Genomic DNA, 23,700 nt, shown 5'->3' on the forward strand with positions numbered 1-23,700 from the left:
TGGATCCGGGTGGACGGGGTAAGCGGGCGGGGCCGGCCGGGAAGGGGGGACCTGGGGAGGTCGAACACGCCCTTCCCGGCCGTTGATCGCCCTGGACGGACGCGGTTACAGCTACGGCTATAGCGCGCCTTGGGCGGCGAGGCGGTGTCGTCCGTGTGCCGCCGTCCCCGGCAAGGACGTCCGGCCCCGAGCGTGTGAGCTAGCCGCGCTCGGGATCGTCGTGGATGGTCAGTGTTCCCGCGAGGTCGAGTTCGGCGTTGGTGCCGTGTGCCCCGGCGCGTACGAGCAGCACCGCGCCGAGCGCGGTGCTCCAGAACGTCCTGGCCTCCACATTGAGCGGTCGGCGGGCTTTCCAGCCGCGCTCGTCGATGAACCGGCTCACGAAGCGCTCCGATTGCCGGAACAGCAACTGGAGGTGCCGGTCGATGACCGGCGCGAGTTCGGGCTTGGAGATCCCGGCCGCGAGTGCTCGGGCCACTGAGGGCAGCGAGGGCAGATTCAGTACGGCGCGGGCGATGTTGCGCCGGAATGCCGCCGCATCGGGGGCTTGGCGGCCGATGCGCTCGATGCGGCGGGTGTCGTGCAGCAGGCCCAGGAAGGCGGCGTGCACGAGCAGCGAGTCCTTGGAGCCGAAGTGGTAGGTGACCTGGTTGGGGAAGACGCCGGCCGCCTTCGCGATCTCCGCGACGCTCACCTCGGCACCCGGCCGCTCCTCGCAGAGCTGGGCGGTGACCTCGATCAGTCGACGCTTCGTCGCGCGACCACGCTCGAGCGCCTTGGTCGGTGTTGCCTGTGCTCTGGATGGCTTCTTCTCCACCCCCGGATTGTATGTGATACAACAAGGTCCTGCCCGCTTGTATGGCATACAAGAAAGGTTGGAACGTATGCGAGGGACCGAAGTCGTCGTGACCGGACTCGGCGCGATCACCCCACTCGGCGGAGACGTCAAATCCACCTGGGAAGCCCTGCTCGCCGGTGAGTCAGGCATCCAGGGCAATGCTCTGAGCGGCCACGACGACGTCGGCCTGCCCGAGGTCGTCGGCGGGACGATGGCAGTCGATCCCGCCACGTTGCTCCCGCCGGTACGGGCCAGGCGGCTCGACCGCTCGCAGCAGGCGGCCTTGGTCGCCGCGGCCGAGGCCTGGGCCGATGCGGGCGCCCCGGACGTGGATCCGGACCGACTGGCGTCGGCGATCGGCACGGGCATCGGTGGCGTACAGACGCTGTTGAAGGAAGACGACGCCCTGGAGGCGAGCGGGACTCGGCGCGTCTCGCCGCGTACGGTTCCCATGCTCATGCCCAATGCTGCCGCGGCGCTGATCAGCATTGAATACGGTGCACAGGCCGGGTCCTACACCCCTGTATCGGCGTGCTCTTCCGGCGCCGAGGCGATCGCCCTGGGAGCCCGGCTCATCCGTGCCGGCGAGGCGGACGTGGTCATCGCGGGCGGAACCGAGGCCGCGATCACCCCGATCACCGTCGCCGGCTTCGTCCAGGCACAAGCACTGTCCCGGCACACCGGCGAACCCGCCTCCGCGTCACGGCCGTTCGCCGCCGACCGCAGCGGATTCGTCCTCAGCGAAGGAGCCGCCGTGATGGTGCTCGAAAGCGCCGCGCATGCCAGAGCCCGTAACGCGCGGGTCCACGCGGTACTCGCGGGCGCCGGTATCGCCGCCGACGCTCACCACATCACGGCACCCGCGCCCGACGGCTCGGGACAGATCTCCGCCATGCGCAAGGCCCTCGCCCAAGCCGGTCTGGCTCCCGAGCGGATCAGCCACGTCAACGCCCATGCCACCGGAACCTCGGTCGGTGACGTCGCCGAGGCGCACGCGATCCAGGAAGTCCTCGGTCGCGCCGCCGTAACCGCCCCCAAGGCGGCGCTCGGTCACCTCTTCGGCGCGGCCGGAGCGATCGAGGCGCTCATCGCCGTCCTCAGCGTGGAGCACGGGGTCATACCGCCCACCCGCAACCTCACCGCGGCCGGCGTCGATCCCGACATCGCCCTCGACGTCGTCGCTGAGCGACGAGACACCCCTCAAGAGGCCGTGCTCAGCAACTCGTTCGGCTTCGGAGGGCAGAACGTCTCCCTCATCTTCACCGAGACCGGCACCGGCTCTGCTCTCATGCCCGCCCCGTGAGCCGTCCGCTGCCATCCCCTCGGTGAACGCCCTGGTGGCGCGATTGCGGCGGTTGTCCGTCACGTTGGTCTATGTTCAGTTGCTTCGACATGATCGCCGTGCGGCGGCCGAACAGATGGAGCTGATTGTGGAACCGTCACTGCCCACCCATGCGCCCGACCGGATGGGCAGCACCATAGGTCTTTTCTGGGTCAACGGGGAGAGGGTGTACGTGGGTACGCCGCCCGCGGCGGGGGGACCGGGGGTGCTGCTCTCCCCGGTGGGGGTGCGGATCACCGGCCCCGCTCCGCACGCCTGGCGGTGGTCGGCGGTGATGGATCTCCAGGTGCTGCACGTACCGGTCCGCTCCACGCTCGTGCGGTGGGCGGCACGCGGACTGTCCGTGGCGGCCGCGGCTCTTGACGCCTGGGTGCCCGGCAGTCCGGCGGAGATGACGGTCGCCGTCACCACGACGGAAGGGGAGAGCGTCGAGTCAACGGTGTACTCCGGTGCGGCGATCGCCTACACCCAGCGAGAAGTCGATCTCTCTTTGGGGCTGCTCGCCCGCTTCACACGCGGTGAGGCCTCGCCCGTAGCCCTGACGAACTGGTGGAATGAAACCCAGCCCGTCGAAGTCCTGCGCTCGCGGGAACGCGAGGCCGTGCTGGAGAGCTGGCTGGGCATGGCGTAATCGCCGCGTAGCGGTTCTGCCCGCCGCAGGCTCCACTGATGCGCCGATCCCGCCCCCGCTCGCCGTCGCCGTGGCCAGGGGGGCGGGTGGCTGCCGCGCGGTTTGACCTGGGCGGCGGCACCCCCCGCGCCCTGCGGAACCTGGTAGGAGCGTTCCCGGACGGCGGCATCAGAATCCGCCTGGCCTGTCCGCCTCCTGAGCATCGATCAGCTCGTCCCAGTGGTCGCGCGTCCATTCACAGGCCGCGTCCAGTGGGCCCAACAGGCCCAGGCCGAGCGGCGTCAAGGCGTACTCGACCCGGCGCTCCGCGCCCTCGTACTCCTTGCGGACGACGAAACCGTCCCGCTCAAGTCTGCGCAGGGACAGCGTCAACGACTTGGCCGTGATGCCACGCAGCGGCACTTTGAGCTCCGAGAAACGGCGGGGGCCGTCCTGCAGGCACCGCAGGAGGAGCGGGGCCCACTTGTCGCCCACGCGGAACGGCACCAGCGGGGATGGACAGACGGGGTCGAACATCTCCGGATCCAGCGGCCTGCGGTCGGCCTGCAACTTGGTCATGATCCACACCGTAGGGTGGTATCCGATCGGAAACCAGCCCCCGGCCTACGCTCTGGCCCATGGAAACGCAGAGCAGCAACATCCCCGCGACGTGCGGAGGGGGTGGCGGCCGGACGGCCGTCGCGCAGGCCGGGGTGTCCGCGGTATGACCGAGATCGTGCACGACAACCCGACCCCGTGGATCGCCGACCACATCCGCCGCTTCGAGGAGACCGGCGGCCACCCCCGCCCCGGGGTTGCCGACCTGCTTCTGACGACCCGGGGCCGCAAGTCCGGCCTGCTGCGCCGCACGGCACTGGCTTACGTCCGGGACGGGGACGCCTACGTCCTGACGGCGTCCAACGCGGGCGCGGACCGGCATCCCGCCTGGTACCTGAACCTGTTGAGCAACCCGGAAGTCACCCTCCAGGTTGGCTCGGCCATCTCCCCGGCGACGGCGCGGCCCGCCACGGCTGCGGAGTCCGCCCGTCTGTGGCCGGCGGTGATTGCCGCGATGCCCTCGTACGCGGCCTACCGCACCGCGACGGCCCGGGAGATCCCCCTGGTCATGGTCACCCCGACGGAAGCGGGGAGTGAGCGAGGCTTTGAGTAGAGGCGTAGAGGTGTAGGGGCGGAGACGCGTAGAGACGGGCGGTGTGTCCCGCCGCTCGCATCACACCCTGATCCGGAACGGCGGCGTGGAGCGGCCGGGCTGATGCGGCCCGGCCGCCCCACGCCTTGGGGAGCTATCTGCCGGGTTTTGGCAGTGAGCAGGTGGCCTGGGCTGTCTTGGTCGGGTCGCTCTCGGAGCGGGCGGTGAGGGTGACGGTCCCCTTGCGTTCGGCGCCCGGTTTGGTCGTGACGGCGACGTCGACGGGGACGGAGGTGCCGGCGGCCGTGGCGGTGAGGCGGTTGGGGAGCCAGGCCGACCAGCCGTGTGCCGAGGTCGCGGCGCTCAGCCGGTAGATGTCGGAGGACAGGTGTGGCTGGTTGCGGGGGTCGGGCTGCCCGGTGTTGGCGAGGCGGAACGTGCACACGGCCCGGCCCGTGGCGGGTGCGCTCGTGACAGAGCCCTTGGAGAGGGCGACCGCACGGACCTGTGGTCCGGATCCGTCCAAGGACTTGACGCCGATGTCGTAGGAGAGCACGCCGGTGGCGTCGCGTCGCACGTTGAGGACGTAGAAGTGCAGCCGGTTGGCCTCGTCGATGTACTCGTACGAGCTGCCGGAGTCCGCCCCGGCGTGGAAGAGCGCGTCGCTGAGCTGCCGGTAGTCGCCCATCGTGATCTTCTGCGGGGTGCCGTCGGGGCGGATGAAGTCCACCAGGCCGATGTCTTCGGGGTGGGCGTCGATCACCCAGGCGAACGGTGCCCGGTCGGCGTTCTTGGTCTTGCTGAGGAGGACGCCGCTGTCGGGGGTGAAGGAGTCCATGCCCATGCGGTCGACGACCTCGACGGTGTAGTTCTCGTAGCCGCCGCCGTCGCACAGCGGATCGGTGGACCGGTCGCAGGTGGGCGACAGGTCACGGGCCATGGTGATGTTGAGGCCGGTCAGCCCCTTGTCCCCGGGCGGGGCCGAGCGGGCGGTGACGCGGGCGACGACAGGGCCGGAGTCCTTGAGGGCGTCGCGGTCCAGGCGCAGGATGTTCCTCTCGTCGACCATGCCGAGTTTGAGCTTGTCGCGCAGGACGTGCTGGGCCCCCATGGAGCCGCCCGCGGTGGCGGGTATCTGCCATCGGGTGTGCGGGCCGCCGGGACCGTTGAACGAGCCGCGCGAGAGCATGCCCCAGATGCCGGTGTAGGAGCGGCTGAGCGGTGTCCCGTAGGGATTGTTGTAGTTGTCGCCGATGCCCAGGATGTGGCTGAGCTCATGGGCGAAGGTGGCCATGCCGGAGCTCTCGGCCTGGGTGGAGGAGCCGTTGGCGGCATTGGGCCAGATACGGGCGGCCGCCTGCCAGGACGTCCACGGCACATAGCGGGTGCGTGCCGCGTTCTGTCCGGAGGCGATGGGGGAGGGGGGTCCCCACGCGGCCGGTACGTCCTGGGCGGAGGCGAACTTCATCGGCCCGAACTCCTGCCAGGCGGAGGACTCGTCCACGCCGGCGGTGAGGTAGAAGACGAAGTCGAATTCCGCGGCTTTGCCGGCGCCCACGTCGGCGACCCAGGCCCGTTTGCCGTCGGCGCGGATGTCCTTGCCGCAGGTCGCGCCCACGGGGCAGGCGTCCGGGTTCATGCCGGGCTCGATGCCGTACTGGTAGGACTTGCCCGGCATGCGGTAGGCGCCGAAGGCGGTCAGCCCGACGCCGAAGCGGCCGCCGGAATCCTCCATCCAGTACTCGTTGATGGTGTGGCCGTGGTTGAGCGGGCCGGGCTTGTTGAGGAAGTCCTGGTAGAACCTGGGTAGTTGGGCGCGGGGAATGCCGGACGCGCTGGGCAGGGGATTGCCGAACTTGGCGGCCCCGGCGGGCTTGGTGACCGAGAACTCCTCGTCGGCGTAGTCCAGCAGCACGAGGGCCCCTTTGAACTTGCGCCGGGTGGGCTGGCGGTCGGGGTTGGCCCAGTCCGTGCCCGGGACGGAGCGGTATTCGGCCCAGGTCATGTCGTCGGGGTTGCGCCAGTGCTGGGGGTCGACCGGCCGGACGAGGGGCGGGCGCCACGGCGCGGCATCCGGCGTCGCCCGGGCGGGCCCGGCCGCGACGGCCGCGACGACGCCGAGGAGCAGGATGACGACACTGAGCCGAGGCAGTCGGCTTGGGGGGTGCAGGCGTCTGCGGTACACGTACATGGCTCACCTCTTGCCTGGAGTCATCGAGGTCACGGGGTGCGTGAATGACAAGCCGAAAAAGAATGGCGCGGCCATGACAAAAGCAGGAACTGGGGGTGGGTGCGTCCCCCGTGTCACGGTAGAGCTGTGGGCAGGCGTGACGCCAGGGTGCCTGCGCGGCCCTGGGTCGGAGGTGTGCCGCCGTGGCCGGAATGCCACCTGTCGGGATCGGCCTTCTTGCGGGGGCGCGAGGCGAGCTCCGTAGTTGACCTCAAGGTCAAAAACAGCGCTATGATCGTGGCATGGGCAGGCCGAAGCAGTTCGATCCGGACGTGGCGGTGGAGCGCGCGATGGGCGTGTTCTGGCGCAAGGGGTATGCGGCGACGACGCCTCAGGACCTCGTCGACGAGATCGGCATCGGCAAGGGAAGCCTGTACAACACCTTCGGCAGCAAGCACGCGTTGTTCGAACGGGCGCTGGCGCGCTACCGCGACTCGCAGGCCGCTTGGCTGGAGGAGCTCCTCGATCATCCCGGTTCGGCGAAGGACCGGCTGCGCGGCGCTCTGGAAGCCTTGGTCGAACTCGACCTTGGCGACCGGGATCGACGCGGCTGCATGGCGGTCAATACCGCGACCGAGTTGGCCTCCTCGGACGCCGACACGGCCGAAACGGTACGCAGGATGTTCGCCCGTACCGAGAGTGCGTTCCGGGCGACGGTCGAGGAAGGTCAGCGAGCCGGCGAGATCGACGGCGGACGCGACGCGGCGGCGGTGGCCGCCTGGCTGCTCGCGACCGTGATCGGCATGCGCGTGCTGGCGAAGACCGCCGAGGACGCCACGCAGTTGAGGCGGGTCGTGGACGCGGTGATGCAGTCGCTCTGATCAGCCTGCCCGGGCGGTGGTTTTTTTGTGCACTTGTTTTGTACCTGTGGTTCAAAAATCTGCAAGGAGTCTGACATGGAACTCGATCTCGCCGGGAAGACAGCGGTCGTCACCGGGGCCAGCCGGGGCGTGGGTCTCGCGATCACCCGGCAGCTCGTCGCCGAGGGGGTCCGAGTGGTCGGTGCGGCCAGGACGATTACGGCCGAACTGAAGGAGACTGGCGCCCACCCCGTCGCGGTCGACCTGAGTACGCCGGAAGGCGCCGACGAACTGGGGACGCGGGCGCTCGCGGAACTCGGCGCCGTGGACATCCTGGTCAACAACCTGGGCGGTGGCGACGCGTTCACTCTGGAAGGGTTCCTCGCGACCGATGACGCCTTGTGGGCGCGGAGCTTCGAAGTCAACCTGTTCGGCACGGTACGGGTCACCCGCCGCCTGCTGCCGAGCATCCTGGAGCGCCGTGGCTCGGTGGTGAACATCTCGTCGATGAGCGCGCGGCTGCCGGGCACGGGGCCGATCGAGTACGGTGCCGCGAAGGCCGCCCTCAACGCGTTCGGCAAGGCGTTGTCCGAGGAGTTCGGCCCTCAGGGCGTCCGGGTGAACACGGTTTCGCCCGGCCCGACACGTACCGGCATGTGGGAGGACGACGACAGCTTCGGCGCCCGCCTCGCCGAGGCGGACGGCGTCGGGCACCGCGACTTCGTGTCCGGGGTGCCCGCGGCGATGGGCATGGTCACCGGCCGCATGGTCGAACCGGAGGAGGTCGCGGCTGTCGTCGCGTTCCTCGCCTCGGACCGCGCGGCGAGCATGACCGGCGCCGACTATGTCGTCGAGGGCGGTGGCATCAAGACGGTGTGAGCCGTGTCCCGGTGGTTGCGTGTGTACAAGCCCGTCGGCCACGGGTTCGGCAGCCCTGGGCCACGGGTTCAGGAAGCGGTGTCGGTGCGTGCTTTCCCCGTGGCTGCCGGAGCGGTGTCACTCGTATGGCTTTGAACGGACAGGGTGACCTGTGGGGGCGTGGTGCGTTGAGGTGGGTGTCCCCGCTGTCCGGCGGGGGTTTGATCGGTCCTCGTCTGCCCAGGAGTAACACTGTGTCTTCGTTGAGGAAGCTGTCTGCCGCTGTTCTGGCCGCGGGTGCGATGGTTGCTGCTGGTGCCTCGTGGGCTTTCGCTGACGCGGGTGCGCAGGGTGCGGCCGTGCATTCGCCCGGCGCGATCTCGGGGAACACGATTCAGGTTCCCGTGCACGTGCCGGTCAACGCGTGTGGCAACACCGTCAATGTGATCGGTCTGTTCAACCCGGCCTTCGCGAACACCTGCGCCAACGACTGACCACCTCGGGCACACACACTGCTCGGGCTTCAGATCCCCATCTTGCCGCGGCTGTCGTCGGCGGGGGAGGCCGGGTTCTGGGTGACAGGGTGAGCGTTCCCACCCGGTGACTGCTGCAATGCCCTGGCCTGGTTCACCATGTCCTGGGTGATCGGCGCGCCTACGCCGGCGGACACGATGGACTGGGCCAGGGGCGCGACGAGCGGGTGGACGGTGTCGTCGCTCTGAGCATCTGCGGCCATGAGAGCTCCCTCCGGTGCCGACCCCGTGCGGGCCGACGTGGTGCTCCTGCCCTTCCCGGCTCGTTGCTGCTCAGCGGGTATTCCTGGAAGGTCCACCCGAACGGCGGGCGCCGGACGCGTAGGGCGATCCGGTGGCAGCGCCTGGCTCAGGAACTGTTCTCCCGTTCGGACGGGGACGCGTCGGCGTCTGCCAAGCCGGAACGAAACTCGCGCGTGCAAGGCACTGCGCCGGGCCGCAGTCCGGCTGCCAGCAGAAGGAGCCAGAGGCCGACGCACACGAGGTGCAGGCGCTGGGCCACGCCTTGGCCGCCCGGATGTCCGAGCAGGGGGCCGACGGTGGCCAGGGCCGCCGCCATCGAGATGAACAGGAGCCATGGGCCCCATCGACGTATGGGGCTGTGGCCGGCCCCGTGCTGCCGTCGCGTGTCCGCGACGAACAACGCCATGGAGGCGAACAGCGCGAAGTGCACCAGCCCACTGGTCGCGGTGTGCCAGGGATTGACCGGTTCGCAGCCGCCTCCGAGGGAGGGCGCACACCGTATCGGCACCATCACATCCAGAACCGAGAACCCACCGAAGGCCCCGATCGCCACCCACCCTGCCCGTGGCAGTCTCCGCGCGTCTTCCCGGTACATGAAGAGCGCGGCTGAGACCAGCAGAGCGTCGCAGCTGAGCTCGATGCCGCTGAAGAGGATCCGGTACGGCTGATCGGCCGCGAAGGCCTCACTGACGTAGGAGTTGGCGGGGTCCAGCCCGGTGGGCACCAGGAACTCCAGGAGCCAGCCGTTGTACGCCACCGACGCGACGACCAGGAGCGCGAGGACGGCCCGACGCCGTCCAGCAGGGGGATCGGCTGCCGCGTCGGAACCAGCAGCAGCCGTGGGCCGACGGGGTCTCCCTTGCGGCTGGTCGGACGGTGGGTCACACGTCATGTACGTGCACTTCCCGCGGCCGGGGGTATGAACACGCTCTTCAGCCATATGGCCAGCTCAAACGGGGCATACCCATGGGCCTGATCCGCGGAGCGGACGCCACGGAGTCAGCCGCCGGTCCACGGACAGCCGAAACCGTTACCGGCGGTCAGCGAGGGGTGAGGAGGCAGAACTCGTTGCCTTCCGGGTCGGCCAGAACCCGCCAGGACCGGGTGGACTGGTCGGTGCCGGGATCGGTGGCACCCAGGGCGCGCAGTCGGGTTTCCTCAGCCCTCACATCGTCACCGGGGTAGGGGCAGACGTCGAGGTGGACGCGGTTCCCTGCGCTCTGGGTGTCGTGGGTGCGCAGGAACTCCAGGTAGGGGCCGACGCCTTGCGCGGAGCGCAGACTCGCGTAGTCGTCGCTGACCTCGTGCAGCGTCCAGTCCATCGTCTCGCCCCAGAACCGAGCCATTTCCCGTGGGTCTGCGCAGTCGGCCACCACTGCGGCGATCGGGCCGGTGTCCCGGTAGACGGGGCGGGGCTCCAGGACGCAGAACTCGTTGCCCTCGGGGTCGGCCATGACCGTCCACGGGACATCGCCCTGACCCACGTCCGCGAGCGTCGCACCGAGCTTCCGCAGACGCGCGACCAGCTCCGTTTGATGGGTGGTAGAGGTGGTGGCCAGATCAAGGTGGACCCGGTTCTTCACCGTTTTGGGTTCCGGGCGGGCGACGATGTTGATGCAGACCGCCACCGGGTCGGGGTAGGTGAAGCCCACGGGTTCGAGGTGGATCACCCCAGGTGCCTCGCTGCCGACCCCCCATCCGAGCGCCTGCGCCCAGAACTTGCCGAGGACCGGGGCTTCCAGGGCCCTCATATGGATCTGCACAAGTCGTGTCGCCATGCCACAGAGCCTAGATACCCGCGACGGTCCGGGTGCCGACGCGATCGCGCCGGGCCGTAGGGGAGTGAGCGGGGCCGGTCCGGTCACGGTACGGCGCGCCGGGTGGTCGTCTCCGTGCGCAGCCGTGCGGCGATGCGCCGTGCGTCCGGCCAGCGCACGTCGTAGGCCCAGCCCCACCGTTCGAAGCGGGCGATGAGCCAGGCCGTGAGGTCGGGCTGGCCCTTCAGGCCGCCGTGCCGGGCGCTGTTGGGGTCGGCGTGGTGGAGGTTGTGCCAGCCCTCGCCGAACGTCAGCAGGGCCACCCAGGCCACGTCCCGGGACTGGTCGCGGGTGCGGTAGTGCCGGCTGCCGAAGGCGTGCGCCACGGAGTTCACGGACCAGGTGACGTGGTGGACGACGGCGTAGCGGACCAGGCTCGCCCACAGGAGGGTGACCGTGGCCGCTCTCCAGTCGTGGGTCACCGCCAGGACGAGTACCGGTGGCAGCCCGAGGGAGGCGGCCATGGCGAGGGGATAGCAGCGGTCCAGACGGCGTACGTCGGGGTCGGCGAGCAGGTCGGGCGCGTAGCGCGGGTAGTGCGAGCGGACCGGCGAGGAGGCGAACCAGCCGACCTGGGCGTGCCAGAGCCCCTTGAGCAGGGCGCGGCGGGTGGTGCCGTACTTCCAGGGCGAGTGCGGGTCGCCCTCCCGGTCCGCGTGCTGGTGGTGGCGCCGGTGCTCGGCCACCCACATCGTCACCGGGCCCTCCAGGGCGAGCATGCCCGCGATGCCCAGGACGATCCGCAGCGGGCGCTTCGCCTTGAACGACAGATGGGTGAAGTGCCGGTGGTAGCCCGCCGTGATGCCCATGATGGACAGGGCGTACATCGCGGCGCCGAGAACCGCGTCGTACCAGTGCGGCCCCCAGCCGGCGGCCAGGGCGGCGGGCAGTGCCAGGAGCAGCACGGCCAGCGGTCCCACCACGAGCGTCAGCAGGTAGCCGGTGCGCAGCGGGAGGCCGACCGGGACGGTGTCGGGAAGCGGGGCCCGCGGGCCTTCCGCGTGGTCGAGGGACGCGGTCACGGCTTACCTCCCAGGAGCTGGGAGGACGAACCTCCCGGGAGTACCAAGGACGGTCCTGCCACGAGCGGGGGAGTGCAGGGAGTCATGTGCGGCGATTATGCGCAACGGACAGGCCTCCTGAGCTCAGGCGCGGCGAGTGGGACGGCCCCGGCGCCATCCTCTACCTGGATGGATGAAGGTGCGGGGCCGGAGACCCTGGCCGACGATGGGACCAGGTCGGGACGTGTCCCGCGGGCACGGGCCCGGCGGACACCGGGCGGCGTACGCGCGAACCGTGCCTCAGCGGGTGGTCGAGGGAGGGAGCGAGGGATGCGAGTGGACGGCCACGCGCCCGGACGGCCCACGCCGGACGGAGAGGACGACCGGGAGCTGCTGCGCCGGTGCGCGCGCGATGTGGTCGAGGCCGCCGAAGGCATCCGCGCGGTGTCCGCGCGCACCAGCGGCGCGCTGTTCGCACCGGCCCTGGCCGCCTCCGTGCGCCGTCGGCCCCGCACCGGCCTCGCCGCCCAGTGGGCGCTGCTGCGCGCTCTGACGAACAAGCAGGGCCTGGGCGGCTCGGCGATCACCGCGGCCAGCGGCATGGGACAGGTGCTGGGTGCGGCAGGGGAGGCGCTGGGCCGGGAGAGCCTGGCCGCGCTGGTCGCCGTCACCTCGCTGCGGCTGAGGATCGCCGCCGTGCTCATCGACCACCCCGAGTTCGAACGCGACCCCGGTATGCGCCGGCTGATGGTCGCGGTCACCGCCGACCGCGACCTGGAGGCGGTTCGGGCGCTGCGCGCCCTGTTCCGGGACCAGGGCGCCCAGCGCGCGCTGTCCGGACTCGCGCCGCTGATGGCCGAGCTCCTCGCCATTCGAGCCCTGCTGGACGAGGACCCCAAGAACGACGAGACCGCCTGGGCGCTCGCCGCCGGACGGGAACTGTCCGCGGACCCGCTGCACGGCATCAGCGCCGCCCATCTGGCGGCCATGGACAAGGGGGAGGGCGCCGCCGAGCCGGTGGACCTCTCCGACCAGGAGCGGCAGCTCATCGCCGCCGAGGGGTCCTTCCTCGGGTTCTTGGGCAACATCGAGGCGCTCCGTACCGACGGGCGCGTCCTCGTGCAGGACGTGCGCGGCCCCGACGGCGTCGTCCGCCACGTCCTGCAGGCACCCGGCATGGCCCCCGGCCGGCCCCGCAACGACTCCCCCCAGGACTTCATCGGGGCCTGGCGCAACCTGTTCATGTCGGACTCGCCCTACACCCGCTCGATCCTGCTCGCCCTTGCGGACTACGGCATTCCGAAGGGTGCCGAGGTCGCGCTGATCGGGCACAGCGAGGGCGGCATCGCCCTGATGAACCTCGCGCAGAACGAGGAGTTCTGCCGCCTCTACCGGGTCACGCACGTCGTGACCGTCGGCTCGCCGGTCGACAACAAGAAGCCCGCCGATCCGCGCACCTGGGTCGCCAGCATCACCAACCAGCACGACATCGTGCCCGTCCTCGACGGCCGGGGCGCGGGCTCCGCGTTCGACCCGCACCCGAACTGGTACGAGGTCGACTACACCGGTCCCAGCCACGAGTTCCCGCTGTGCCACATGCTCCGCGAATACATCAAGCACCTCACGACCGTCATCCCCGAGGCACGCGAGGACGTGGACGCGGCACTCGGCCCCTACCGCGGAACCGTCGTACGCAGCCAGGTGTACCAGCTCAAGGACCGCGCCCGCCCACCCGAGGGCTACCCCTTCCTGACCCTGCCCACCAGCGCGTTCCCCACGACGGCCGGTCCGGTCGATGTCCCCGTGCGCTACTACGACTCCTCCGCCGCCCATCTCTGCTTCGCGGTCTCCGCCGACGCGGCACGCGCCCTGCTGCCGGACGTCACCTGGATGACCCCCAGCCGACTGGCCCGACGGGCCCTCGCCGTGCTGTCGCTGTACGAGCACCGCTGCACCACGATCGGCCCGTACACGGAGATCACCCTGTCCGTCCTGGTCGACGACCTGTGGCGGCCCCGTCCCTACGACGTCGCGGCGGACCTGCTGCGCCGGGTGGACCTGCGCCGGACCGGCCGGTACGTCCTGTCCCTCGCCGCGACGAGCGAGGAGGCCCGGATCGTCGCCGAGGAGATCTGGGGCCAGCCCGCGGTGCGGACGGCGGCCGAGGCCGATCTGATGGGCCGGCACATCACCGCCCGCTCCCCGGGCCTCGGGCTCGCCGTCGAGGGCCGGATCGGCCCTGGTGTGCGCTGCCTGGAGGCGGACTGGGTGCTCTACGGCCGCCGGAACGAGAGCACCGTACGCACGCTGGTCCGGGCCCACGGCAAGCTGCGGCTGCACCCCGGCCGCGACGTCCGGCTCCGGCTGGACAGCGCGGCTTCCGGACCGCTCGCCGGTCACCTGCGCGCACTCGGCATCGACGGGACCCGGCCGATGTTCGTCCTGAGCTGCCCCCAGCTCATGCTCCACCGCAGCGCGGGCGCCGTCCTGCCGCGCTGAGCCCCGTACCGCACCGACCCGAGTGGGAGCCGCCATGGTGACCGAGTCCCCCCGAGCAGCCGCCCGCGCCTCCGACGACCTCCTCGGTCAGGTGCGTACGTTGCGTCAGGACGCCGACCTCATGGGGGCCTACGCGCGGCAGCTGCTCTCCGCCGCCGCGACCCTCGACGGCTGCCCGGCGGCGCCCGAGTGGAGCCGGGCCACCCTGGAGCAGCAGGCCGCCGCCTGCGTCACGGCCGCGGAACAACTGCGCACCGCCGCCGAGGCCCTGCTCACGCACGCCCGAGGCTGAGCCACGCGGCGCGGCCACTGGCAGGACGGCCGTGGGGCACTCCGTTCAGCGGGCCGGTGGCGGGGTGTCGCCCGCACCGCTGCCCAGCGACACGAAGTAACGCCCCGAGTCCTCCGGCAGGTTGCGGTGCACCAGGTCGGAGAAGCTCCTGGTCTCCCGGACGACCCGCATGCCCTCCTCCGAGAAGGTCGAGGGGGCGAAGAGGCGGGGCGCGAGCAGCGGATTGTTCAGGGCCTCGGAGAACGCGTCGACGGAGATGATCCGTTCGAGCAGTCGGCCGAAGATGGCGCCGGGCTCCGGCTCCTCCGCGAACAGGCCGACGTAGAGGTCGATGTCGTCGACACCGCCGTACAGGTCCAGCAGCGCCTCCTGGACGCGGAGGTCGCCGGTGATCTGCCGTGGGTGGGTGACCGGCGGGAAACCGTAGTGGACGCGGTAGTCGTTGTACGACGCCAGCCGCAGCTCCCTGCCGACCGCGACGGAACGCGCCTCGATGGGCAGCAGCAGCTCGTCGGTGTTGAACAGCCCCGACAGACCGGCGGGCTGACGGGACAGGTCCTCGAAGAGCGGCCCGAGGCCGCGGTCGAGGACGAGCTGCCCGTTGGCGATCGTCCGGGCGAGCGGCACTTCCTGGTCCGCGATCCGGTAGGTGGACGGGATGAGGCTGTGCCAGCGGTAGACGAGGCTGAACTCGATCGTCGCCCAGTTCTCCCGGTGCCACACCCCGCGGTCGGTGCGTACCGGGTCGAGGACGAAGTCGAAGTGGTACGGCGTGATGTGGTTGATGTACTCCTCCAGCATCACCCGGATCATCATCACGATCAGGGTGTTGCGGGTGGTCTGGAAGACGCGTTCGTCGTCCCACTCCGGGTGGGCGGCGCCGAGGAGGCCGGCGACCCGGTTGTGCTCGCGCAGGAACAGGATGTTCAGCGCCATCGGGCCGATGTGCGCGTGTACCCGTTCGCCGCCGCACGCGAAGAGCGTGTCGACGCAGTCCTTGGGCACCTCGCCGAAGCGGACCGGTTTGATCGCCCCGAACTCCTCGAGGATCCGGCCGTCCCGGCACAGCGCGGGCGGGAACTCGGCGCCGTTGATCATCCGGCTCTTCAGCCTGCCTCCCTCGAAGGTGCGCAGGCACGCGGTGACCTCCTCGCGGTCGCCGTAGAGCTGGCACATGTCCAAGGTGTGCGGGGAGTCCGTGCGCCGCGGGTCGCCGGTGGCGGCGTGTCCGCGCAGGAAGCCGTCGGTGAACCACTGCGCGAACGCGGGCAGCAGCGCCGTGGAGCGCGCGCAGTACCGTCCTGCGCCTTCGCGGCGGAACAGTTCGGCGACCTCCTGCGGGGCCGGCAGGCTCCCGGGCGTGCCGGTCGTCGGTGGCAGGTGCCGGCCCACCCAGGTGCGGTCGGTGAGGGAGTCCCAGGAGGTGTACGGGCTCTTGGTGCTCAAGGGCTCCGGGCGCGGGGGCGCTTTGAGGACCGCCAGGTCGGTGAGGGTGGAGTTGAGCCTGCGGTGCAGCCACCTGCTGCGCTGGGCCGTCTGCCAGACCGGGCGGTAGTGGGTCAGCAGATGGGTCTCGAACCGGTTGCGCCGGCCGTCGCGGGACCTGTCCCGGGTTTCGTTGCGCGGTGCCGTCCGGTCCTCGGTCTCGCGGGAAGTGACGGTCATGGGTCCTCCGGGTGCGCGGTCGGCGGCGGTCGGTGGCGGTCAGGCCGGTACGGGCGGGCGGCCGGCGCTCACCGGGTAGTGCTGCGGGAACGGGGTGCCCGCGTAGTCGAGGGCGCGTTCCCCGCCGGGCAGCGGGCGGACGCCGGGACGCAGCAGTACCCGTCGCACCAGTTCCGGCACGATCACCTGGGCGGCGTACTTCCCGAGGCAGTCGTGGGCGCCGTACCCGAGGACGAGATTGTGGGCGGGCGGGCGGCCGGGGCGGAACTCGGCGGGCGCGTCCAGCACCTCCTCGTCGAACATGGCGGAGGCGAAGCAGGCCAGCACCACGCTCTTGGCCGGGATCACCGTCTGCCGCGGCGTCCCGGCGGCCAGCACATGGTCGCGCACGCACAGCCGGGGTGTGACGGGCACGAACGGGTGGAAGCGCAGCGCCTCCCACACGTACTCGTCGAAGCGCTCCGGGTCGCCCGCGCCGGCCGCCCGCTCGGCCTCGGCCAGCGCCTCGGGGCGCAGGGTGAGCTCCTTCAGCGCGGTAGCCGTGCACTGGGTGGCATTCTGCTGATAACCCGTCAGATATCCGGCCAAGTTGGCGTTGATCCGCTCGTCGTCGAAGCCGTACTCGGCGGGGAGCCGCGTGCGCAGCATCCGGTCGAGGACGTCCGTGGACCCGTCGCCGCCGCCGTCGCCGTCCTCGGACGCGGACCGGCGCCGGGCGATCACCTCGGCGACCCGCTCGCGCAGCTCGCGCCCGGCCGCCACCCCGTCGGCGTGGATCCGGGGGTCGCGGTCGGGGTTGACGGCGAACGCCCACTGCATCCGGCGGGTGCAGGAGTGCAGGACCTCCTCCTCGATGCCGTCCAGGCCGAGGTAGGCGCGGGCCACCCGCGCGGCGGCCGGACGGGCGTAGTCCTGGATCAGGTCGAAGGTGTCACCGCCCCGGGCGACCGCCTCGTCCAGGACGGCGTCGGCGATCCGGGCCGTCAGCTCGCGCACCCGGGGCGCGTCCTCGGCGGCCAGGAGCACCTGCCCGTAACCGCGCTCGCGCCAGTGCAGGTCGGGGCCGTCCCGGGCGAGGAGGAAGGGTGCACCGAGCACCTCCTCCAGCGCGGGCCCGAACACGCCGACGGTGAACGTCCCGGGCGCCGACAGCACCTCCAGAACGTCCGGGTGCCGGGTGACGAACACACCGACGGGTGTGGGGAACACCGGCCGGTGTGCGCGCAGTTCGGCGAAGAGGGCCGCCTTGTCGGCTGCCATGCTCTGCCGCAGCAGGCCCACCCGCCGCGGGACGTCGTCCTCCGGGAGCGCGTCGTACGCGGTGAGGAAGTCCATGACGGCATTGAGCCACCGCACGGCGGGCGTCGCACGTCGGGCAGGCATCCGGGGCAGCGCCGGAGTGCGGGGGAGCGGAGCCGGGGCGAGGATCGTGGAGCCGGGGTGAGGATCGTGGGGCGGCAACGGTCCGGCGCCGCCGACCGGTCCCGGTGGCCACCGGGGTGTGAGCGCGTCCTGGACCCTTGGCCGGGCCCCTGGCACCGTCCTCGGGCTGCCGCCGGCCGTACGGGCCGCGTCCGGTCCGGCGGCCGCCGCGTGCCGTACGGCGGACGGCCGAACGTCGTCCCGTAAGGAGTCGTCCCGTAAGGAGGGGCCCGGATGCTGTCCGCGTGGGCCGGATCCCTGGTGCCCGTCCTCAGCGATACGACCGTGAGCGGTGCCGAGCACCTGAGCCAGGCCGCCGGCAGGGGGTGTGTCCTCGCCGCCAACCACACCTCGTTCTTCGACCCGGTGCTGCTGATCGGCACCCTGCACCGGCTAGGACTGCGGCCCGCCGTGTTGGCCACCGCCGGACTGTGGCGGGTGCCTCTGCTGTCCCGGGCCCTCACCCGGGAGGGGTACGTGCCGGTGTACCGGGGGAGCCGACGCGCCGGGGACGCGCTGCGCCACGCCTCCGAGGCGCTGGACGAGGGGCGCAGCGTGCTCATCTACCCCGAGGGGGGTCTGCCCGGCCACCGCACCTCCCACGACCGGCCGCCCGGCCGGCTGAAGACCGGTGTCGTCCGGCTCGCGCTGTCCATCGGCGCGCCCGTGATCCCCATCGGGCACGCGGGTGCCCGCCGGGTCGCCTCCGGAAGCCGGGCCAAGCAACTGGCGGGCTGGGCCACCGCACCGGTACGCCGGCCTCGCGTCCACGTACACATCGGACCGGCGCTTCGGCTCGACGCATCGGACCGGCCGATGGAAGACCTGGAGGCCGCGCTGGGCGTCACCTGGTCCCGCGCGGTGCACAGGCTCGGGGCCGGGCTGTCGGGCGACGACCCCCGTCCCCCGTGACCAGCGCTGATGACGGGGCGTCACCGTTCGCTCGTACGGGTGGTCCGGGTCCCTCCTCCTGGGCCGAACGAGTTGCGGCGTCCCCGAAGGGCCCCGCCGGGACCGAAGAATCACCCTTATGCACCCTGCGACAGCACATGGCCCGAGACGGCGCGACCCCGTGGCCGTCACCGGACTGGGACTGGTCACCCCGGCGGGCATCGGCCGGGACGCGGCGTGGGCGGGCCTCACGGCCGGGCTGTCCACGGCCGCCGACGACCCTGCCCTGAGCGGGCTGCCGGTGGCCTTCTCCTGCCAGGTGCCCGGCCTCGACGCGGCCGGTCTGCTCGGGCACCGCCTCGCCCGACGCCTCGACCGGTTCACGCTCTTCGCGCTGCTCGCCGCCCGGGAGGCTGTCTCGGACGCGGGCCTGGCCCCCGACGGCTGGGACGGGGCGCGTGTCGGCGTGGTGATGGGGGTCGGCACCGGTTCCATACAGGGGTGGCAGGCCGAGTTCGACCGGCTCGCGGCCCACCTGCCCGAACGTGTCTCCCCCCTGGCCCTGCCACGCAGCGTGCCGAACATGGCCGCCGCCGAGATCGCCCTCGATCTCGGGGCGCAGGGCCCCAACCTGGTCGTCAGCGCCGCCTGTGCCTCCGGGACCAGCGCGATCGGACTGGCACGCGACTGGCTGCTGTCCGGCTCCTGTGACGTGGTCCTGGCCGGCGGCAGCGAGTCGGCGCGGCTGCGCATGACCGCCGCCTGCTTCGCCCAGATGCGCGCCCTGTCACGCCGTGCCGACAGTCCCGCGACCGCCTCCCGCCCGTTCGACCGGGACCGCGACGGGTTCGTCCTCGGTGAGGGAGCGGCCGTCCTCGTCCTGGAACGCATCGAGGACGCCCGGGCACGGCGCACGCGCCCTCAAGCCCTGCTCGCCGGTTACGGGGCCTCCTGCGACGCCCACCACTTCACCGCTCCGCAGCCCGACGGGGACGGGGCCGCCCGCGCTCTGCGCACCGCCCTCTCGGACGCCGGTCTGGCCCCGGAAGACATCGGCCACGTCAACGCGCACGGCACCGCCACCCCGCAGGGAGACGCGGCCGAGCACAACGCGCTGCACCAGGTCTTCCGGCGGCCCCCGCCCGTCACCGCCGTCAAGGGCACCATCGGCCACGCCATCGGCGGCGCGGGGGCGATCGAAGCGGCCTGCACCGTGCTCACCCTGCGACACCAGCTGATCCCGCCCACCGCCAACCTCGACACCCTCGATCCCGCACTGGACCTGGACGTGGTCACCAAGGTGCCCCGCCCGCAGCGCATGGAGGCCGCCGTCAGCAACTCCTTCGGCTTCGGCGGCCAGAACGCCGTGCTCGCCTTCACGGCCACGCCCTGAAGGACTTCGAGGACGGGCTGCGGCTGGTGATGCGCCACGCCCGGCTGCCGGCCGAGTGCGGTGACGGCGGCATGCCGAACGTCCTGGCCGCGCCCTCGCTCTTCGCGGCCAGGACCGATCGGCAACAACACGGCCTCCCTGCGCAGGCTCCGTGAGGCGCTGCCCCCGGGGCCGATCCGGCAGGCGGGGCCGTTGCTTTCCGCGCGCGCCTTCCAGGCACAAGATCCACGCGCTACGTTCCCGGCTCTCTCGATGGAAGGAGCCCTCTCGTGGCAGCGACAAGACGCGCCCTCAGCATGTCTGTGCTCGCCCTGGCCCTGGTGATGCCCCTGGTATCCGGTACGGCACAGGCATCCCCGGCCGCCAACGGCCCCCGTCCCGCCGCCGGTTCAGTGACGTCCCCGCGGGTGCTGGCGGTCCCGGGCACGGTGAATGCCCGGGACATCGGCGGCTACCGCACCTACGACGGCAGGACCAGCCGCTGGGGTGTGCTGTACCGCTCGGAGACCCTGTCGAAGCTGCCGCCCGAGGGCGTGAGCGCGCTCGCCGGCCTGGCACTGGACAGCGTGATCGACCTGCGGACCGGGCCCGAGGTGCAGGCCGACGGAGCCGACCGGCTCCCGGCCGGCGTGACGTCCGTCGCCCTGCCGGTCGACGACACGTCGCTGTTCGCGTTCATCGGCATGGTGGTGCGCAGCAAGGACCCCGTCTACCAGCAACAGCAGCTCGGCGCGGGAAAGGCCGAAGCGAGGATGGGAGCGCTCTACCGTGCTTTCGTCACCAACCCGGCGAACCGGGCCGCGTTCGGGGCGGCGATCCGCGCCGTGGCGAACGCGGCCGAGCCCGCGATGTTCCACTGCTCGGCCGGCAAGGACCGCACGGGAGTCCTGGCGGACACCATCCTGCGCGCGGTCGGCGTACCGGCCGCCACGTCCGAGGGTGACTACCTTCTGAGCAACCAACTCCGCGCGGCCTCGGACGCCGCGCTGAAGAGCCAGCTCAAGGCCGCGGGTCTCATGCAGGACCCGGCTCTGCTCGACCCGTTGCTCCAGGTGCGCAGCAGTTACCTGGCGGCGTTCAGGGCGCAGGCGGTGGCCGACTACGGAACCTTCGGCGACTTCCTCACCCAGGGGCTCGGACTCGACACGCTCACCCTGTTCAAGCTCCGGCTCCGCGTCGTCGGCTGACCCGCGACGTGCAGCACGGGAAAACGGCCTCCGCGGTCGCACCGCTGTCAGTACCCTTCCCATCGGGGGTGGTGCACGGTGCAGAAGCTGCACGTACCTATCACGGCGACCAGCGACCGCTTCGACGCCGACGACAGCAGGTGGCTGTCCCAGGTGCGTCTTCTCCTGGACGAACTGAGCAGGGAGGTCCAGGTGGAGGCGCGGGCCACGGCCGGGGAGCCGGGTGCCAAGAGCGGGGGACTGCCCCAGGTGGTCCTGGTGATCGTCCCGTCGGCCGTCTACGTGGTCGGTGCGGTCATCAGGGACTGGCTCGCGAACAGCCGCGACCGCAGTGTCCATCTGCGATGGGAAGAAGGCGGCGAGGAGAGCAGGCTGACCGTCACGACCAGGAACAGCGACAACGCCGCCCTGCAGGCGACCGTGGAGACCTGGCTGCGCTCCAAGTTCCGCGGTGGGGAAGGAGAGGAAGAATCTACTCCGACACAGGGCGACTCGTCGCCGGACGGCGGTTCTGTTGGCTGAGGCGCGCCTGCCGTACCGCGCCCTGCTGATCGGCAACGCCGACTACCCGGACGAACCGGCACTGGCCTCCCTGCGGGGCCCGGCGAACGACCTCAGGGAGCTGGCCGCCGCGCTGACCGATCCCGAGGTGGGGCTGCCCTGGCAGGTGAGTGAACTCCTCGACCGCACCAGCCAGGAGGTCGAGGAGGCGCTGTACGACTTCTTCGATGGGGCGGCGCGCGAGGACCAGTTGCTGCTCTACTACAGCGGTCACGGCCTGCTGGACACGCGCGGTCGGCTCTTCCTGTGCACACAGGACACGACCCTCGCCAGGAGGGGACTGCGGGCGGTTCCGCATTCCTACGTCACCGACCTGATGGACGACTGTCCCGCACGCGCGATCGTCGTCGTCCTGGACTGCTGCTACAGCGGCCGGGCGACCGACGCGAAGGGGCCCGCCGTGGCAGCCCCCTTCGAGGGCCGCGGACGGTTCGTCATGAGCAGCTGCGAACGGCGCGGCATCGCCAACGACGCGCCCAGGGACGGCGAGCCGAGCCTGTTCACCCGCCACTTCGTGGCGGCGCTACGGCACGGAGCGGTGGGACACAACGGTTACGCCACGGCCCACCAGGTGTGGTGCTACGTGGACGACGCACTGCGTGGTACCGGCCAGCGGCCGTACTGCAAGACGGAGGAACACACCCAGGACATCGTGCTGGCGCGGAGACCTGTGCCGGTCGAGCGGACCGCCGCCGAGCCGCAGGGGCAACCCGCGTGCGCAACCACGGTGGACACCTGCCCCGTGTTCGCACCCACCAGGGGGCCGAACCAACACCCCCCGGTGGAATGCCACTTCACCGGGGCCATGCACGTACTGCTGCCCGGCTTGCGGGGAACGCTGAGCGTCTACCTGGACGCACTCCTCGCGGCGCGGAGCGGCGACGAGGTCCGGGGGTGGTGGTTCGCCGCCCACCCGCTCGGATACCGGCGCAAGCGGGTACGCCTGACCGGCACCGTGACCCTGGACGGTGACGTGCGGTTCCCTCTGCCCGACGACGCCGGGGGGACGGTCACCTGGACGGCGGGGCAGCTGAAGGCCTTCGAGAAGGCACGCGCGACCAGCGACTGGCCCACCACGCGGCGACCGACCCAGACCGATGCCACCCACATCGTGCTCAAGGCCCACGACCGGACGTACCGCATGCTCACGCGTGCCCCCTGGATGCTGGCGGGATCGCTGATCGCCTTCGCCCTGTCGGTGGTGATGACCGTACGGGTGATGACTCCGCACGTTCCCGACCAGATACCGGTCTACCCGTTCGTCCTCGCCCTCGTCAGCGGGTTGTCCGTGGGTGTCTTCGCCTCCCGGGTCTGGGCTCGCTCCCGACTCCTGCGGTTGGTCAAGATCCCCGAGCTGCCGGTGTGCCGCATGCTGCTGAACACCTATGTCGAACCTGCGTACACGGTCGTCTCCGAAGAGGGGGTGCCGGTGACGATTCCCCCCAAGGAACACACGTACCTCTGGTCCGAGGACTACATGCTGGCGCTGCCATCGGGCTTCTTCAACAGCATCCCGCCGTGCGAGGCGCCCCTTGCCCCGGACGACCCGCTGCCCGTGGAGGTGATGGGTCTGCGCCACCCGGGGGAGTGGGTGCTCGTCCGCTCCCCGCAGGGCACCCTCTGGCCGGTCGGGCGGGTCAAGTACTGCTACAGCTTCGAACTCGACCGGGCCATCCGCCACCACCGGCCGCTCCCCAGGGGCACCCGTGCCGACAGCGGGCGACAGTAGCGGGACGTTCAGCAGGCGGCCTTGGTCCAGAGCGCGCCCTGACGAGCCTCGGCGCGGTGCGGCGCAGGGGGATGGTGCGAACGCGGATCGTCTGTCAGACCTGCCTGGGATGCTCTGGGCATGGAGATGACAGTGCAGCTCACGATCGACTGCTCCGATCCGCAGAGGATGGTGACCTTCTGGGCCGAGGCCCTGGGTTACGTGCCTGAGCCGCCGCCGGCCGGGCACGCTACGTGGCGCGCCTACTGGGCCGCCCTGGGGGTGCCCGAGACAGAGCTGCCGGCGGGTGCCGGGGATCTTCCGGAGTCGATCGTCGACCCTGCGGGGCGCGGGCCGAGGGTGTGGTTCCAGCAGGTCCCGGAGCTGAAGGCCGCCAAGAACCGGTGGCACTTCGACCTGAAGGTCGGCGGGGGCCGTGACGTCCCCCTGGACGTTCGCGTACAGCGGGTCGAGGCGACGGTGGAACGGCTGGTCAAAGCAGGTGCCACCGTGCTGCGGATCAAGGATGAGCCGGACCTGGGGCTCTACGCCGCCGGCCTGCGGGACCCCGAGGGCAACGAATTCGACGTCGTCTGAGCCATCCGTCTGGGCCGTCCGTCTGCATGCGCTGGTCGAGCAGGGGCCAAGCGCCCACCAGGG

Annotated in this window: 23 protein-coding genes; 14 read left to right on the forward strand and 9 right to left on the reverse strand. The window is 71.2% G+C overall.

Annotated elements, in window-relative coordinates; genetic code table 11:
- Positions 1–199 precede the first annotated feature (199 nt).
- Positions 200–817, reverse strand: a complete 618-nt coding sequence (locus AC069K_RS02920; RefSeq protein ID WP_365109982.1) for a TetR/AcrR family transcriptional regulator — start codon at positions 815–817, stop codon at positions 200–202.
- 67 nt (positions 818–884) lie between these two features.
- Here AC069K_RS02920 and AC069K_RS02925 point away from each other — a divergent pair, with 67 nt between their 5' ends.
- On the forward strand, positions 885–2,141 hold the full coding sequence (locus AC069K_RS02925; RefSeq protein WP_478611520.1) for a beta-ketoacyl-[acyl-carrier-protein] synthase family protein: 1,257 nt from the start codon (positions 885–887) through the stop codon (positions 2,139–2,141).
- A gap of 22 nt (positions 2,142–2,163) precedes the next feature.
- Positions 2,164–2,811, forward strand: coding sequence for a hypothetical protein (locus AC069K_RS02930; protein WP_365109988.1), 648 nt, complete (start codon positions 2,164–2,166; stop codon positions 2,809–2,811).
- A gap of 168 nt (positions 2,812–2,979) precedes the next feature.
- Here AC069K_RS02930 and AC069K_RS02935 read toward each other — a convergent pair whose 3' ends face one another.
- The gene (locus tag AC069K_RS02935) at positions 2,980–3,369 is read right to left on the reverse strand and encodes a winged helix-turn-helix transcriptional regulator (RefSeq protein ID WP_478611523.1); all 390 of its coding nucleotides are present in this window, start codon (positions 3,367–3,369) and stop codon (positions 2,980–2,982) included.
- Between the two features lie 145 nt (positions 3,370–3,514).
- Between AC069K_RS02935 and AC069K_RS02940 the strand changes: the two genes are divergently transcribed.
- The gene (locus AC069K_RS02940; protein WP_478611525.1) at positions 3,515–3,961 is read left to right on the forward strand and encodes a nitroreductase family deazaflavin-dependent oxidoreductase; all 447 of its coding nucleotides are present in this window, start codon (positions 3,515–3,517) and stop codon (positions 3,959–3,961) included.
- A 133-nt stretch (positions 3,962–4,094) separates the two neighbouring features.
- Here the strand turns inward: AC069K_RS02940 and AC069K_RS02945 are convergent, their stop codons facing one another.
- Complete coding sequence (locus AC069K_RS02945; RefSeq protein ID WP_478611527.1) at positions 4,095–6,131, reverse strand: M6 family metalloprotease domain-containing protein; 2,037 nt, start codon at positions 6,129–6,131, stop codon at positions 4,095–4,097.
- Between the two features lie 281 nt (positions 6,132–6,412).
- Between AC069K_RS02945 and AC069K_RS02950 the strand changes: the two genes are divergently transcribed.
- The 3 genes from AC069K_RS02950 (at position 6,413) to AC069K_RS02960 (ending at position 8,322) form a co-directional block, all read left to right on the forward strand.
- Positions 6,413–6,991, forward strand: a complete 579-nt coding sequence (locus AC069K_RS02950; protein ID WP_478611529.1) for a TetR/AcrR family transcriptional regulator — start codon at positions 6,413–6,415, stop codon at positions 6,989–6,991.
- A gap of 75 nt (positions 6,992–7,066) precedes the next feature.
- The gene (locus AC069K_RS02955; RefSeq protein ID WP_478611531.1) at positions 7,067–7,849 is read left to right on the forward strand and encodes an oxidoreductase; all 783 of its coding nucleotides are present in this window, start codon (positions 7,067–7,069) and stop codon (positions 7,847–7,849) included.
- A 281-nt stretch (positions 7,850–8,130) separates the two neighbouring features.
- Positions 8,131–8,322 carry a chaplin gene (locus AC069K_RS02960; RefSeq protein WP_478612004.1) on the forward strand — a complete coding sequence of 64 codons (192 nt, stop codon included), beginning with the start codon at positions 8,131–8,133 and terminating at the stop codon, positions 8,320–8,322.
- 29 nt (positions 8,323–8,351) lie between these two features.
- Here AC069K_RS02960 and AC069K_RS02965 read toward each other — a convergent pair whose 3' ends face one another.
- The 4 genes from AC069K_RS02965 to AC069K_RS02980 form a co-directional block, all read right to left on the reverse strand.
- On the reverse strand, positions 8,352–8,564 hold the full coding sequence (locus tag AC069K_RS02965; protein ID WP_478611532.1) for a hypothetical protein: 213 nt from the start codon (positions 8,562–8,564) through the stop codon (positions 8,352–8,354).
- A gap of 146 nt (positions 8,565–8,710) precedes the next feature.
- Complete coding sequence (locus AC069K_RS02970) at positions 8,711–9,361, reverse strand: DUF998 domain-containing protein (RefSeq protein WP_478611534.1); 651 nt, start codon at positions 9,359–9,361, stop codon at positions 8,711–8,713.
- 283 nt (positions 9,362–9,644) lie between these two features.
- A complete protein-coding gene (locus tag AC069K_RS02975) occupies positions 9,645–10,382 on the reverse strand; it encodes a VOC family protein (protein WP_478611536.1) in 738 nt (245 codons plus the stop codon).
- A gap of 83 nt (positions 10,383–10,465) precedes the next feature.
- Positions 10,466–11,443 (reverse strand): acyl-CoA desaturase, encoded by a 978-nt coding sequence (locus AC069K_RS02980; RefSeq protein ID WP_478611538.1) that lies wholly within the window; start codon positions 11,441–11,443, stop codon positions 10,466–10,468.
- A gap of 309 nt (positions 11,444–11,752) precedes the next feature.
- Between AC069K_RS02980 and AC069K_RS02985 the strand changes: the two genes are divergently transcribed.
- Together AC069K_RS02985 and AC069K_RS02990 are read left to right on the forward strand one after the other, a co-directional pair.
- Positions 11,753–13,921, forward strand: a complete 2,169-nt coding sequence (locus AC069K_RS02985) for a hypothetical protein (protein ID WP_478611540.1) — start codon at positions 11,753–11,755, stop codon at positions 13,919–13,921.
- A 34-nt stretch (positions 13,922–13,955) separates the two neighbouring features.
- Positions 13,956–14,213 carry a hypothetical protein gene (locus AC069K_RS02990; protein WP_478611542.1) on the forward strand — a complete coding sequence of 86 codons (258 nt, stop codon included), beginning with the start codon at positions 13,956–13,958 and terminating at the stop codon, positions 14,211–14,213.
- Between the two features lie 45 nt (positions 14,214–14,258).
- Here the strand turns inward: AC069K_RS02990 and AC069K_RS02995 are convergent, their stop codons facing one another.
- Together AC069K_RS02995 and AC069K_RS03000 are read right to left on the reverse strand one after the other, a co-directional pair.
- Positions 14,259–15,878, reverse strand: coding sequence for a peroxidase family protein (locus AC069K_RS02995; protein ID WP_478611544.1), 1,620 nt, complete (start codon positions 15,876–15,878; stop codon positions 14,259–14,261).
- Between the two features lie 39 nt (positions 15,879–15,917).
- Positions 15,918–17,213, reverse strand: coding sequence for a cytochrome P450 (locus AC069K_RS03000; protein WP_478611546.1), 1,296 nt, complete (start codon positions 17,211–17,213; stop codon positions 15,918–15,920).
- Between the two features lie 321 nt (positions 17,214–17,534).
- Between AC069K_RS03000 and AC069K_RS03005 the strand changes: the two genes are divergently transcribed.
- The 6 genes from AC069K_RS03005 to AC069K_RS03030 all read left to right on the forward strand — a co-directional run bounded on the left by AC069K_RS03005 (position 17,535) and on the right by AC069K_RS03030 (position 23,637).
- Positions 17,535–18,212: a lysophospholipid acyltransferase family protein gene (locus AC069K_RS03005; protein ID WP_478611548.1), complete on the forward strand. Its 678-nt coding sequence runs from the start codon at positions 17,535–17,537 to the stop codon at positions 18,210–18,212.
- A 118-nt stretch (positions 18,213–18,330) separates the two neighbouring features.
- Complete coding sequence (locus tag AC069K_RS03010; RefSeq protein WP_365107830.1) at positions 18,331–19,584, forward strand: beta-ketoacyl-[acyl-carrier-protein] synthase family protein; 1,254 nt, start codon at positions 18,331–18,333, stop codon at positions 19,582–19,584.
- 269 nt (positions 19,585–19,853) lie between these two features.
- The gene (locus AC069K_RS03015; RefSeq protein ID WP_478611551.1) at positions 19,854–20,771 is read left to right on the forward strand and encodes a tyrosine-protein phosphatase; all 918 of its coding nucleotides are present in this window, start codon (positions 19,854–19,856) and stop codon (positions 20,769–20,771) included.
- A 78-nt stretch (positions 20,772–20,849) separates the two neighbouring features.
- Complete coding sequence (locus tag AC069K_RS03020) at positions 20,850–21,293, forward strand: hypothetical protein (protein ID WP_365107838.1); 444 nt, start codon at positions 20,850–20,852, stop codon at positions 21,291–21,293.
- Positions 21,286–23,061, forward strand: coding sequence for a caspase family protein (locus AC069K_RS03025; protein WP_478611554.1), 1,776 nt, complete (start codon positions 21,286–21,288; stop codon positions 23,059–23,061). The genes AC069K_RS03020 and AC069K_RS03025 overlap by 8 nt, the downstream gene beginning before the upstream one ends.
- Before the next feature lie 120 nt (positions 23,062–23,181).
- The gene (locus AC069K_RS03030) at positions 23,182–23,637 is read left to right on the forward strand and encodes a VOC family protein (RefSeq protein ID WP_478611556.1); all 456 of its coding nucleotides are present in this window, start codon (positions 23,182–23,184) and stop codon (positions 23,635–23,637) included.
- The last annotated feature ends 63 nt before the right edge of the window (positions 23,638–23,700 follow it).

The organism is Streptomyces sp. NPDC043908 (assembly GCF_056435525.1).

Bases quoted from the DNA above. Each gene is read 5' to 3' on its own strand.
- AC069K_RS02925 (WP_478611520.1), top strand. From the start codon at position 885: ATGCGAGGGACCGAAGTCGTCGTGACCGGACTCGGCGCGATCACCCCA.
- AC069K_RS02935 (WP_478611523.1), bottom strand. From the start codon at position 3,369: ATGACCAAGTTGCAGGCCGACCGCAGGCCGCTGGATCCGGAGATGTTC.
- AC069K_RS02940 (WP_478611525.1), top strand. From the start codon at position 3,515: ATGACCGAGATCGTGCACGACAACCCGACCCCGTGGATCGCCGACCAC.
- AC069K_RS02945 (WP_478611527.1), bottom strand. From the start codon at position 6,131: ATGTACGTGTACCGCAGACGCCTGCACCCCCCAAGCCGACTGCCTCGG.
- AC069K_RS02950 (WP_478611529.1), top strand. From the start codon at position 6,413: ATGGGCAGGCCGAAGCAGTTCGATCCGGACGTGGCGGTGGAGCGCGCG.
- AC069K_RS02955 (WP_478611531.1), top strand. From the start codon at position 7,067: ATGGAACTCGATCTCGCCGGGAAGACAGCGGTCGTCACCGGGGCCAGC.
- AC069K_RS02960 (WP_478612004.1), top strand. From the start codon at position 8,131: ATGGTTGCTGCTGGTGCCTCGTGGGCTTTCGCTGACGCGGGTGCGCAG.
- AC069K_RS02965 (WP_478611532.1), bottom strand. From the start codon at position 8,564: ATGGCCGCAGATGCTCAGAGCGACGACACCGTCCACCCGCTCGTCGCG.
- AC069K_RS02975 (WP_478611536.1), bottom strand. From the start codon at position 10,382: ATGGCGACACGACTTGTGCAGATCCATATGAGGGCCCTGGAAGCCCCG.
- AC069K_RS02985 (WP_478611540.1), top strand. From the start codon at position 11,753: ATGCGAGTGGACGGCCACGCGCCCGGACGGCCCACGCCGGACGGAGAG.
- AC069K_RS02990 (WP_478611542.1), top strand. From the start codon at position 13,956: ATGGTGACCGAGTCCCCCCGAGCAGCCGCCCGCGCCTCCGACGACCTC.
- AC069K_RS02995 (WP_478611544.1), bottom strand. From the start codon at position 15,878: ATGACCGTCACTTCCCGCGAGACCGAGGACCGGACGGCACCGCGCAAC.
- AC069K_RS03000 (WP_478611546.1), bottom strand. From the start codon at position 17,213: ATGGACTTCCTCACCGCGTACGACGCGCTCCCGGAGGACGACGTCCCG.
- AC069K_RS03005 (WP_478611548.1), top strand. From the start codon at position 17,535: ATGCTGTCCGCGTGGGCCGGATCCCTGGTGCCCGTCCTCAGCGATACG.
- AC069K_RS03010 (WP_365107830.1), top strand. From the start codon at position 18,331: ATGCACCCTGCGACAGCACATGGCCCGAGACGGCGCGACCCCGTGGCC.
- AC069K_RS03030 (WP_478611556.1), top strand. From the start codon at position 23,182: ATGGAGATGACAGTGCAGCTCACGATCGACTGCTCCGATCCGCAGAGG.